The 12,388-nt window shown below is 68.5% G+C and carries 8 protein-coding genes and 1 pseudogene; 7 read left to right on the forward strand and 2 right to left on the reverse strand.

Going from position 1 to position 12,388, the window contains the following annotated elements:
- Positions 1–17: 17 nt before the first annotated feature.
- The 5 genes from ATL51_RS00645 (at position 18) to ATL51_RS00665 (ending at position 8,404) form a co-directional block, all read left to right on the forward strand.
- A complete protein-coding gene (locus ATL51_RS00645) occupies positions 18–713 on the forward strand; it encodes a DsbA family protein (protein ID WP_226369778.1) in 696 nt (231 codons plus the stop codon).
- 788 nt (positions 714–1,501) lie between these two features.
- Positions 1,502–3,256 (forward strand): aa3-type cytochrome oxidase subunit I, encoded by a 1,755-nt coding sequence (ctaD, locus tag ATL51_RS00650; RefSeq protein WP_100877248.1) that lies wholly within the window; start codon positions 1,502–1,504, stop codon positions 3,254–3,256.
- A gap of 80 nt (positions 3,257–3,336) precedes the next feature.
- Entirely contained in the window at positions 3,337–5,565 is a 2,229-nt protein-coding gene (locus ATL51_RS00655; protein ID WP_301548833.1) for a heavy metal translocating P-type ATPase, read from the forward strand.
- 98 nt (positions 5,566–5,663) lie between these two features.
- Positions 5,664–7,436 (forward strand): cytochrome c oxidase assembly protein, encoded by a 1,773-nt coding sequence (locus tag ATL51_RS00660; RefSeq protein WP_157818148.1) that lies wholly within the window; start codon positions 5,664–5,666, stop codon positions 7,434–7,436.
- Positions 7,437–7,495: 59 nt separating this feature from the next.
- On the forward strand, positions 7,496–8,404 hold the full coding sequence (locus tag ATL51_RS00665) for a cytochrome c oxidase assembly protein (protein ID WP_157818149.1): 909 nt from the start codon (positions 7,496–7,498) through the stop codon (positions 8,402–8,404).
- Between the two features lie 5 nt (positions 8,405–8,409).
- On the opposite strand, the gene ATL51_RS00670 is transcribed toward ATL51_RS00665, so the two are convergent.
- Positions 8,410–8,907, reverse strand: a complete 498-nt coding sequence (locus ATL51_RS00670) for a hypothetical protein (protein WP_157818150.1) — start codon at positions 8,905–8,907, stop codon at positions 8,410–8,412.
- Between the two features lie 588 nt (positions 8,908–9,495).
- Here ATL51_RS00670 and ATL51_RS00675 point away from each other — a divergent pair.
- Positions 9,496–10,419: a cation diffusion facilitator family transporter gene (locus ATL51_RS00675; RefSeq protein WP_100877252.1), complete on the forward strand. Its 924-nt coding sequence runs from the start codon at positions 9,496–9,498 to the stop codon at positions 10,417–10,419.
- Positions 10,416–11,984 (forward strand): apolipoprotein N-acyltransferase, encoded by a 1,569-nt coding sequence (lnt, locus tag ATL51_RS00680; RefSeq protein WP_100877253.1) that lies wholly within the window; start codon positions 10,416–10,418, stop codon positions 11,982–11,984. The genes ATL51_RS00675 and lnt overlap by 4 nt, the downstream gene beginning before the upstream one ends.
- Before the next feature lie 6 nt (positions 11,985–11,990).
- On the opposite strand, the pseudogene ATL51_RS29780 reads toward lnt, so the two are convergent.
- Positions 11,991–12,350: pseudogene (locus ATL51_RS29780) on the reverse strand (integrase core domain-containing protein).
- Between the last annotated feature and the right edge of the window lie 38 nt (positions 12,351–12,388).

Raw genomic sequence — 12,388 nt, forward strand, 5'->3', positions numbered from 1 at the left:
AGAGCCCGAGGTCTCCCATGTCCCGCAAGACCCGCACGCGTTCGACACCCTCGCTCCCCGTCAAGGGCGGGATGTCCAACCTGAAGTTCTCCCTGATCATCGTCGTGGTGTTCGTCGTCGGAGTCGGCACCCTGTTCGGCATCAGCCGCTTCAACGCCGACGACACGTCGGACGCTGCGGCAGTCGTCGTCCGCGAGAACAGCCTGAGGCTGTCGACTGCACCGGGCGCCACGGTCGACTTCGTCGAGTTCCTCGACTTCGAATGCGAGGCGTGTGGCGCCGCCTACCCCGCGATCGAGCAGCTGCGCCAGGAGTACGGCGACCGTGTCAACTTCGTCATCCGGTACTTCCCGGTGCAGAGCCACGCCAACGCCGAGCGGGCCGCTCGTGCCGTCGAGGCCGCTGCACAGCAGGGCGCGCTCGAGCCGATGTACAAGCGGATGTTCGAGACACAGGCCCAGTGGGGGGAACAGCAGGTGCCGATGGACGATCGGTTCCGCGGCTATGCTCGTGACCTGGGCCTGGACCTGGTCCGCTTCGACGTGGCCTACAACGACCCGGCCACCATGGATCGTATCGACGCCGACCGGAACGACGGTCTGAGCCTCGGAGTGCAGGGCACACCGACGTTCTTCGTGAACGGCGAGCGAGTCACGGTCCAGACCTTCGACGACCTTCGCCGGGCCCTCGACGATGCACTCGCCGCGAGCTGAGGCCAGTCGTCGGGCGACCGCGTCGGTGCCTGCCGTGCTGACGGGACTGACCGTGCTCGGCTCTGCGGTACTCGCTGCCTGGGCCTGCCTGCGGTTCACCGCCACGGACGACCGGGGCACCTCGGTCCCCGGCCGACGCCGGTGATGCACGGGAGCGACAAGCTGATGTGCGTAGGGACCGCATGTTCTACGCTGTGTCGGAGTTCGAGGGAGCCGACGGTGGAGCTGGTCACGTGATGTCGAGTCGAGGTGCGGTCGTGCTGGCCGTCCTCGGCGCGCTCCTTGGCCTGCTGGCACTGCACCCGTTGTCGGCGGCGTATGCGGGAGTGGCCCCGCCCCCGGTTGCGGTGACCGCGGTGCCCGCCTCCGCCCCGGCTGCGTCGTCGACGCCCGACGCCGGCGCCGGACATGTCGTGGGATGTCCGGAGTCGCCGGCCGACGGGCATCCCGCGCCGCTGTCGCCGAGCCGTGACGACGATCGGCCGATGCCCACGCTCGTGGGCAGGGTGGCGGCGACTGCCCCTGCCGAGTGGGCATCGGCTCTACGGTCGCCGATCACGGCAGAACCGCCTGCGCTCGCGGGGTCACGTCTCCTGATCGGGATCTGCGTCTCCCGAACGTAGATGCGCCCGCAACCCTGGTCGCCAGCCACCGTCCCGCGCGGCCCTCCGCGCGGATGCCCCTCGGCGTCGATCGCCCCGACGACCGCCGCCCCTGCTCTGTTCCGCGCCCGGATCCGGCACGACGTCGACGACCCGGATCGCCGCACGGAGCCGAAAGGACACTCCATGACCCAGGTCGGTCCACAGCCGGTGACGGTTCGCCCGAACCCGACGCGCTCCACCGCGAAAGGGTCCACGTTCCTCAAGATGCTGAGAACGACGGATCCAAAGGACATCGCGATCCTGTACCTCTGCACGTCGTTCGCGTTCTTCGCGGTCGGCGGCGTCATGGCGCTGCTGATCCGCGCCGAGCTCGCGCGACCGGAGCTGCAGTTCCTGTCGACCGAGCAGTACAACCAGCTGTTCACCATGCACGGCACAATCATGCTGCTGCTGTTCGCGACGCCGATCGTGTTCGGTTTCGCCAACTACATCGTGCCGCTGCAGATCGGTGCGCCCGACGTCGCGTTCCCGCGACTCAACTCGTTCTCCTACTGGCTCTACCTGTTCGGCGGGATCATCGTCGTCTCCGGGTTCCTGACCCCGGGCGGCGCCGCGGACTTCGGCTGGTTCGCCTACACCCCGCTGTCCAACGCGATCCGCTCACCAGGTCCCGGTGCGGACTTGTGGATCATGGGCCTCGTCGTTTCCGGCCTCGGCACCATTCTCGGTGGCGTCAACTTCGTGACGACCATCGTCTGCATGCGCGCGCCCGGTATGACGATGTTCCGGATGCCCATCTTCACCTGGAACATCTTCATCACCGCGCTGCTGATCCTGATCGCGTTCCCGATCCTGACCGCCGCGCTGCTCGCGCTGGCCGCGGACCGCCACCTCGGCGCCCAGATCTTCAACCCGGCCAACGGTGGTGTGGTGCTCTGGCAGCACCTGTTCTGGTTCTTCGGCCATCCGGAGGTCTACATCGTCGCGTTGCCGTTCTTCGGCATCGTCTCGGAGATCTTCCCGGTGTTCGCCCGCAAGCCGATCTTCGGCTACAAGGGCCTGGTCTTCGCGACCATCGCCATCGCGGCGCTGTCGGTCGCGGTCTGGGCGCACCACATGTACGCCACCGGCGCGATCATGCTGTCGTTCTTCGCCTTCACCACGTTCCTCATCGCCATCCCGACGGGCGTCAAGTTCGTCAACTGGATCGGCACCCTGTGGAAGGGCAAGATCACCTACGAGACGCCGATGCTGTTCTCGGTCGGCTTCCTGGTCACGTTCCTCTTCGGTGGTCTGACCGGCATCCTGCTCGCGATGCCGCCGGTGGACTTCAACGTGTCGGACACCTACTTCGTCGTCGCGCACTTCCACTACGTGCTCTACGGCACGATCGTGTTCGCGACCTTCGGCGGGATCTACTTCTGGTTCCCGAAGATGACCGGCCGGTTCCTCGACGAGAAGCTCGGCAAGATCCACTTCTGGCTGACCTTCGTCGGGTTCCACCTGACGTTCCTGGTGCAGCACTGGCTGGGCAACGAGGGGATGCCCCGGCGCTATGCCGACTACCTGCCCTCCGACGGTTTCACCGTACTGAACACGATCTCGTCGATCGGCGCGTTCGTGCTCGGTGCCTCGACGCTGCCGTTCTTCTACAACGTGTTCAAAAGCTACCGATACGGCCGGATCTGCGAGGTTGACGACCCGTGGGGCTTCGGGAACTCGTTGGAGTGGGCGACGTCGTCGCCGCCGCCGCGGCACAACTTCACCGAGCTGCCCCGGATCCGGTCCGAGCGTCCAGCGTTCGACCTGCACTACCCCCACATCGTGCAGCGAGCACGGGCTGAGGCGCACGTCGGCGGGAGGGCGCACCCGACGGAAGTGCTCGCCCACGAGGTCGCCAAGGAGTCCATGCCGAGCGACGACCCTAGGGAGAACTGACTCGCGTGACAGATCGTCACTCCACTGGAACGGGGCGCGAGCTCGGAACGATCGACGGGGACGACGCCACGGTCCGGCCGGTGGAGATCCACGTGTTCGCGATCGGAGGGATGACGTGTGCGGCGTGTGCTGGACGTGTCGAACGGAAGCTGAACAAAGTCCACGGCGTGGTGGCGACGGTCAATCTCGCCACCGAGCGTGCCCGGGTCGCCGTTCCGTCCGGCACCGATCCCCGCTCGCTCGCCAAGATCGTCGAACGTGCCGGCTACACCGCACGGCCATTGCCTTCCGCCCAGGACCTCACTGGTGGCAGCGCAGCGACCCGAACGCATGATCTCCGCCGCCGGCTCGCCGTCGCGGCGGTGCTCGCCATGCCACTGGCCGACCTGTCGCTCGCGCTCTCCCTGTTCCCCGAGCTCCGCTTCGCCGGTTGGGAGTGGGTCTTCCTCGGACTGGCGTTGCCGATGGTGCTCTGGTGCGGGTGGCCGTTTCACCGGGCTGCGTGGATCGCGGCCCGCCGCGGCGGGGCAACGATGGACACGCTGGTATCGGTCGGCACGCTCGCGGCAACCTGCTGGTCGCTGTGGATCATGCTTCGAGAGGGCGAGGCGGAGCCGGGCTTCGGCACCGGGTGGGCGGCCTTCACCCGGACCGACGACGCGCTCTACCTCGACGTCGCGGCAGTTGTGATCACGTTCCTGCTCGCGGGACGCTACTTCGAAGCACGTGCGAAGCGTTCGGCAGGGTCGGCGTTGAGCGCACTGCTCAGCTGGGGGGCGAAGGACGTCGAGGTCGTGCGCGACGGTGAGCCCGTCCGGGTTCCGGTGGGCGAGCTGCGGGTCGGCGAGCTGTTCACCGCGCGGCCCGGCGAGAAGATCGCAACAGACGGCCTCGTCGAGGAGGGCCGGTCCGCTGTGGACACCGGTGTGGTGACCGGCGAGTCGGTCCCGCGCGAGGTCGGGCCGGGTGACCGTGTCGTCGGTGGCACGATCAACACGGTCGGGCACCTGCTGATCGTGGCGACCCGGGTCGGCGCCGCGACGCGGCTGGCACGGATGACCCGACTCGTCGAGGAGGCGCAGGAGGGCAAGTCCGCCACCCAGCGCCTCGCCGACCGGGTGTCAGCTGTGTTCGTGCCGTCGGTCCTAGTCCTCGCGATGGCGACGTTCGCAGGATGGTCGCTGCTCGGCCCGTCGACCGCGAGTGCGATGACGGCCACGCTCGCCGTGCTGGTCGTCGCCTGCCCCTGCGCGCTCGGACTGGCCACCCCGACCGCTCTACTCGTGGGCACCGGCCGGGGAGCGCAGCTCGGGGTGTTCCTGAAGGGGCCCGAGGCGCTGGAATCGACCAGGCGCATCGACACCGTCGTCATCGACAAGACCGGCACCCTCACCGAGGGAAAGGTCCACCTCGAGGCCGTACGACCGGCAGCCGGTGAGGATCCGAAGGACGTGCTGGCTCGAGCCGCAGCCGTCGAACGCGGTTCGGAACACCCGATCGCCGCTGCCGTGGTCGCGGCAGACACCTCGCTCGGCCGGCCGGCCCACGGCGTCGTCGCGATCGCCGGGCTTGGCGCCCGGGGGACTGTTGACGGAGTCGAGGTGCTGGTCGGCAGTCCGCGGATGCTGGCCGAGCACGGTCACGAGCTGACGGACGCACTGGCATCGGAGTGCCTCCGAGCGGAGGGGGCCGGTGGCACCGTAGTCGCCGTCGGGTGGGCCGGTCGGGTACGCGGGCTCTGCGTCGTCACCGACCGGATCCGGCCGAGCGCCGCGGGGGCCGTCGCCGCGCTACGCTCGCTCGGGATCGAACCGGTCATGGTGACCGGCGACAATCCGCGGACGGCCGCTGCCGTGGCAGAGAGCGTCGGGATCGACCAGGTGATCGCCGAGGCGATGCCGGAGGACAAGGTCCGCCACGTCCACCGTCTCCGAGCCGGCGACCGGTCGGTCGCGGTCGTCGGGGACGGAATCAACGACGCCGCGGCGCTTGCCGCGGCCGATCTGGGGATCGCGATCGGAAGCGGCACCGACGTCGCCATCGAGGCGGCCGACGTCGTCCTCGGCCGCGACGACCTGTCGGCAGTGGCGGATGCGATCGAACTCGCCCGCCGCACCCACCGCACCATCGTGCGCAACCTGCGATGGGCGTTCGGATACAACGTCGCCGCACTGCCCCTCGCCGTCGCCGGCCTGCTCAGCCCGCTGATCGCGGGACTGGCCATGGTCCTGTCCTCGGTCTTCGTCGTGTCGCAGAGCCTCAGCCTCCGCCGGTTCACGCCCAGGACATCACCTGGGACCAGGCCGTGACTCGGACCGGAACGATCGCCCTCGCGATGCGGCCCGGCTGGTCCTGGCTCGCCTGGTGGGTGCCCGTCGCCGTGCTCACAGGTCTTACGGTGGCCACAGTGGCACCCGACATCGCGGTCCTATTCGGCTATCGCTCGCTGGGCGTGACGGCCTCAGTTGGTCAACCGTTGGCCCGCACACTGGCGATCGGCGCGGCGTCGGTGGCGGTGGCCGGCCTGCTCGCCGCCGTCGTCCACGCACCGGGCACTGCCCGAGGTGCCTTGAGCCCGACGGGATACGCCGCGCTGCAGGTGGTCCGTCCCGCGGGTCTGATCTTCGCTGCCTCCGCGATCGCCGTCGCCCTGCTCACGATCGCGGAGTCCATCGGGATCGGGCCCGGACGACTGCTGCAGAACCCACCGGCGCTCGTCCAGGCGCTGCTCACCATCGATGCAGCGGCAGGGTGGGTGATCGCAGCACTGATGGTCGGAACGGCCGGCCTGGCCGCCGGGACGGTGCTCACCTGGCGTGGTGCGACGGGAGTGTTCGTAGTCCTTCTCGCCGGTTTGATCGTGCCCCCGGCCACCGCGACGTCGAACTCTGAGCGTTCGCACGACTGGTACGGAGACGCCGTCACCGTGCACACGGTCGCCGCCACACTCTGGATCGGGAGCACGCTGGCGATCTGGTGGCTCGGTCGTGGGGGCGAGGTCGGTGAGCACGCAATGCGACGTCACGATCGCCTTGCCATTGCCGGCGGAGTCGTCCTGGTGATGACGGGCGCCGTACCGTTCGCACTCGACGTCGGGGTCGACGGGCTGACCAGCGAATACGGCTTGCTTGTCGCGGCCAGTGCCGTGGCCCTGATCGCGGGGCTGGCCGTCGCCCGCGGCAGCAGGCGACGCGGCTCCGGGCGGCTTGGGCTCGTAATAGAGCTGATCACCCTCACCGCTGCGACAGCTGCGGGCGCAGCGATGACGCGACTGATCCCCCCAGGTGCAGAGATCCCCGAGCCACTGGACGCAGACCGGCTCGTCTTCCTGCTCGGCTACGAATTGCCCGACCGGATGGGGTGGGCCGAGATCGCCGGTCTCTGGCGGGTAGACCTTCTCTTCGCCCCGGCCGCGGTCATCGGGGCCGTCGTCTACATGGCCGCGGTCAGCCGTCTGCGACGCCGCGGCGGCAGCTGGCCACGTCACCGAAGTCTTGCCTGGTCCGCCGGCTGCTTGACGGTCCTCGTCGCGACGTCGTCGGGAATCGGCGCCTTCTCCACCGCGGTGTTCGGAGTCCATCTCGTCGGCCACGCGCTGCTCGCCACAGTCGCCCCGGTGCTCCTGGTCTGGGGGCATCCGCTGACGCTGCTCCGGTGCGGCTCGTACCCAGGAGCGAGCGACCGCATCGACGCGCTGCTCGAGAGCGGGCCGATGCGGGCGCTCCACAATCCTGCGGTCGCGTGGACGGCAGCAGCCGTGTCGCTATTCGGTGTGTACGCCACCGGACTGTTCGACGCGATAGTGCTAGAGCACTGGTCACATCCAGCCATGAATACCCTCGCTCTCGCGACCGGCACCCTGCTCTTTCGCGCAGTGCTCGGCGCCAGGGACCCCGAGCCGCCGGTGTTCGTCCGGCTGGGTCTTCTGTTCGCGGTGATGATGCTGCACTCGGCCTTCGCGATCTGGCTCCTCCTGCGCGCCGAGCCAGTGGCGGGTTCGTTCTATGCCGCGGTGGCGATGCCGTTCATCCCGGACCTGCTCGCAGGACAACGCCACGGCGCCGTCCTGGCATGGCTCGTATCCGACCTCGCGGTCGTAGCCGCGGCATTGGTCGTCGTCCGTTCGTGGGGCCGGGAACCGGGTCCCGGCATCGACCCGACGGGAGTGACCACCCCATGATCCACACCGTTCCCGCAGGATTACCACCTCAGGATCCGCCACCATTGACAGTCGAGACGATGCTGTTCAGCTGGACGTTCGACAGCGTCGTCCTCGTGCCTCTGGCACTGACCGGGGTACTCTACCTCTGGGGAGTGCGGCATCTTCTCCGCCGCGGTGATGCATGGGCGCCTCGACGTACCGCGTTCTTCCTGCTCGGCGTCGGGCTTACGGTGGTCGGCACGGCGTCGTTCCTCGGTGTCTACGACCGCGCGCTGTTCTCCGTACCCGCGATCCAGCACATGGTGCTGCAGATGATCGCACCGGTGGGGCTGGTGCTCGGCGCTCCGATCAGCCTAGCGCTGCGGGCGTTGCCTGCTACGGGGCGCCGAGTCGTCCTGGCAACCCTGCACAGCCACTGGAGCCGGCTGGTCTCCCACCCCGCAGCGGCTTTCGGGATCTTCGCCGTCACACAGTTTGCCTTCTACTACACGCCGCTCTACGAGCTCTCTTTGACGAACATGTGGGTGCACGACGTGATGCACCTGCACTTCGTAGCTGTCGGTTTCCTCTTCTACTGGGCCCTGCTCGGGATCGATCCGACACCGCATCGCGTCCGCTTCAGCCTGAAAATGATCCTGGTCGTCGGGATGGGGCCCCTGCACATCCTTCTCGGCGTCCCGATCATGATGACCAGCACGTTGTTCGCCGCGGACTACTACGAAGCACTGGGCCGAGACTGGGGACTGTCGTTGCTCGACGACCAGCACCTGGGCGGCGCGATCCTCTGGGGCTTCGGGGACATCGCGGCGATCGGGCTCATCGGAGCATTCGTCCGCCAGTGGTTCGCCTCGGACGAACGCGCAGCGCGTCGGACGGATCGTCAGCTCGACCGCCTTTACGGCGACGGTCCGACCATCCAGCCGTGGTGGCTGTCCAGGGAGGAGGACACCCCAGACGTTCTCGGCCCGCAGCGAGACGGCACGTGAGGCGGTCAGTCGAACGAGATGTGAACGTGGTCCATGTGGTTCGCGGTGACGCCGCCCCGGTCCTCCTGCATCTCCCAGCCGCTGCCTGTGTCGATGCGCTGGCGGTAGATCACGTAACTGATGCCAAGTTCGTCCATGTTCTGACGGGCGTACTCGGCGAGCTTCTCACCGGTCGCACGATCGGCCATGAAGTCGAGTGCCTTGCCCTTGGGGTGGTCGGAGGCATTAGCGCGGCCCGCGACCCCGTAGACGGTGTCGACGCCGAACATGCAGCGGAGCCTCTCGCCCGCCGTGGCCGTGCCAGTCGCCACGGCGCCGAACCCCTCGGTGCCCGCAGCACAGATGCCCGGTCCGCCACCCGCGTCGCCGGAGCCGCTATCCGGTGGGCTCTCCCGCTCCGCATCCCGGCGGATCTGCTCCGCCTCGTCGACCGCGGTGGTCGCCGCGCGAGTGATCGCGTCGATGTCCAGAGGGGTGGGCAGGTCGGCGAGCGCCCGCGTCACCCCGTCCGACGGAGCCGGTGCGACGGGCAGCGTCGGCACTGGTGGAGACGCCGTCTCGGTGACCGGGGCGGTGAAGGCCTGCAGGGCGAGGTCCTCGATGTGGACCGTGCCGTCCCCCAGCGATACGTGACCCGCCACGAGTCCACCGCCAGCCACCGCCGAGGTCAGGATCCCGACCGCGCTGCTGCCACGGTGTCGGACCGGGCCCAGTCCTTGCGATGCAGGAGCGTCTCGTGTTACACGCGAGCGGGCCGGAACGGGTCGGCTCGGGGAATGCCGACCGGGTCCCACGCTGGCGCGATGGTGCCTCGGCACAGTGGATCGCCCTTCGTCGAGCGGAATCGGCGGCATCCGAAAGCAGGGGAGCAGGACACCACGACCTCGGGTAGGTCGTTACCGTTCCGAGATCGACGGTACCGGTCGGACTGCACTCTTCCGACGTATCGGGCGCTCGGCCGCGACGATCGGTCGCGTCGAAGCTGTGAGCGGATCATGCTGGGGGAGCGGCGGCGGGCCGGTGTCGTGGCGTGCACTATGCGTGCGTGATCCGCTAGCATGCAAACATTCGCATACATTGATGGGAGATCGATGGGACACGGCCATGGGCACGGGGTTGGCGGATCGGCGACTGCTGGCAGTGCCTACACCAGGCGCCTGACCGCGGCGCTCCTGCTGACAGGCGGCTACATGGTCGTCCAGATCGTCGTCGGCCTGGGCTCGGGGTCACTTGCGCTCCTCTCCGATGCCGCGCACATGGGTACGGATGTGCTCGGTCTGGGTCTCGCGCTGGTAGCCGTCGTCCTGGCGAACCGCCCCGGTGCCACGCAGCGCACCTTCGGCAACTATCGACTGGAAGTGCTCGCAGCCGTCATCAACGGGTTGCTGCTCTTCGCGGCGGCCGCCTACGTGTTCGTGGAGGCAGTGCGCCGGCTCGCCAATCCTGCTGAGGTCGCGGGCCTACCGGTGCTCGTGACCGCGGTGTTCGGGCTCGTGGTCAACGTGATCAGCCTGCGCCTGCTCGCCGCGGGTGCACGGGAGAGCCTCAACGTGAAGGGGGCCTACCTCGAGGTCATGGCGGACATGATCGGGTCGATCGGGGTCATCGTGGCGGCGGCGATCGTCTGGTCGACAGGGTGGATGTACGCGGACACCATCGTTGCGGCGGCGATCGGACTGTTCATCCTGCCCCGCACCTACGTCCTGATGCGCCACGCCCTCAGGATCCTGATGGAGGTCGCACCTCCCGAGATCGACGTCGCCGAGGTCGAGCGGCGGCTACGTGCGATCTGCGGCGTAACCGAGGTGCACGACCTCCACATCTGGACGATCACCTCGGGCGTGGAGGCTGCAAGCGTGCACGTCCTCGTCCGCTCGGACGACCGGATCCATCCAGTGCTGGACCAGGCGCGCGAGGTACTGACCGAAGCGGGAGTCACCCGGTCCGCCGTGCAGGTGGAACCGGTCGATCACGTCGATCAGCAGAACATGACCGCAAAGGCCAGGGAGCCATGACGGCCGCCACGCCCGACCGGTCCGTGGCACGCCGTCGTCGGCAGGCGTCGGCGGGTTCGTTGGGCTCGGCCCTCGCTGCGGTCGGCGGTGGGCTGGTCCTGTACTCGACGTTCGCTCCCCGCGACTGGTGGTGGCTGGCGCCCGTCGCGTTCCTGGCGATCGGCTTCGCCTGGCGTGGCGGGGGAGCGCGATGCGGCGCTGTATCGGGGATGCTGGCCGGGCTCGCGTTCTTCGTGCCGCTATTGTCCTGGATCGGCGAGTTCGTCGGTCCGATGCCGTGGCTCGTTCTGGCTACATTCCAAGCGTTGTTCCTTGCAGCGACCGGCGGTGCGGTCGGAGCGTTGCCGGATCGCTGGTGGTGGCCGCTCGCCGGAGCTGCGGTCTGGACAGCAGGTGAGGCTGCTCGCAGCAGGATCCCGTTCGGCGGATTTCCGTGGGGTCGCGTCGGATTCGGTCAGGCCGAGGGGATCTTCACCCCGGTAGCCACGCTCGCCGGTGTACCGGGGCTGGGATTCGTCGTCGTCCTGTCCGGATTCGCGCTGCTCGAGCTGATTCGGTCGACGGTTCACTACGCCGGCCCGATGCCCGTCGCCCTCTGCGTGGTGTTCGTGCCGATCATCGTCGTGATCGCATCTCCACTCGCCACCGCGCACGCCCGTCCCGACAGCCAGATAGTGGTCGCTGCGGTGCAGGGCAACGTGCCCCGATCAGGGCTCGACTTCAACTCCCAGCGCCGAGCCGTGCTCGACAACTACGTCCGTCGCACAGAGCAGCTTGCTGCAGATGTCACCGTCGGCAGGGAGGAACGGCCGGAGGTCGTCCTGTGGCCAGAGAACTCGGCGGACATCGATCCGCTGCGCAATCCCGATGCCCGGGCCGCAGTCGATCGCGCAGCCCGGGCGATCCAGGCTCCGATACTCGTCGGTGCCGTCCTCACCCCGCCGGAGGCTGAGCCGACGAACACGATGATCGTGTGGGAACCGGACAGCGGTCCGGGGGCTGTGCACGACAAGCGAAGGCTGCAACCGTTCGGTGAGTACGTGCCTTTCAAGGAGTTCTTCCGCACCTTCAGCCCTCTGTTCGGCCGGTCGAGCGACTTCGCCGCGGGTGACGGCAGCGGCGTGGTCGCCACCGCGGGCACGGTGATCGGCGCGGCCACCTGTTATGGGGTGATCTTCGACGATCTCGTCCGGGACAGCGTTCTGGCCGGAGCCCAGATGCTGGCGGTTCCCAGCAACAACGCCACCTTCGGGCGGACGGAGATGACCTATCAGCAGCTCGCCGTCGACCGCGTACGTGCGGTCGAGTTCGGGCGAGCAACCGTCGTGCCGACGACGAGCGGGGTCGGTGCGGTCATCCTCCCGGACGGCACGGTCCTCGCCCAGTCGGGGCTGTTCGATCCGGCTGCTTTGGTGGAATCGATCCCGCTGCGCAGCGACATCACTCCGGCGGCCCGTGTTGGGCCGGCGGTCGAGGGAGCCATCACCGGGGCCGCCGCCCTCGTCGTCCTCGGGTGTGTCCGCGCCCGCGTCGCCCCTAGGTGTGGTGACCCACCACGTTGTTGACCGGGTTTAGCCGGCTAGTCGGGCGATGGGTGGATAACCGCCGATGGCGGAGTGGGCTCGTCGAGTGTTGTAGGCATGGACCCAGTCGTCGAGTGCGGCGAGCCGATCGGTGTCGGACAACCAGGGGCGGGCTTAGGCGAACTCATCGAGCAGGGTCCGGTTGAACCGTTCTACTTTCCCGTTCGTCCAGGGGTAGTGCGGGCGGGTGAACCGACGGCTGATCCCGAGCTCGGCGCAGGCCTGGGTCCAGCCGCGGCCGGCCCGGTAGACACGGGCGTTGTTGGTCAGGACCCCGCGCGCGGGGCACGCCGTGATCGGCGAACCAGGCGGTGGCGCGGCGCAGGAACCCGGCACTGGTCGGGTCACGCTCGTCGGGCAGGGCCTCGACGTAGGCCAGTCGGGAG

Source organism: Pseudonocardia alni, from assembly GCF_002813375.1.
Taxonomy (GTDB): domain Bacteria; phylum Actinomycetota; class Actinomycetes; order Mycobacteriales; family Pseudonocardiaceae; genus Pseudonocardia; species Pseudonocardia alni.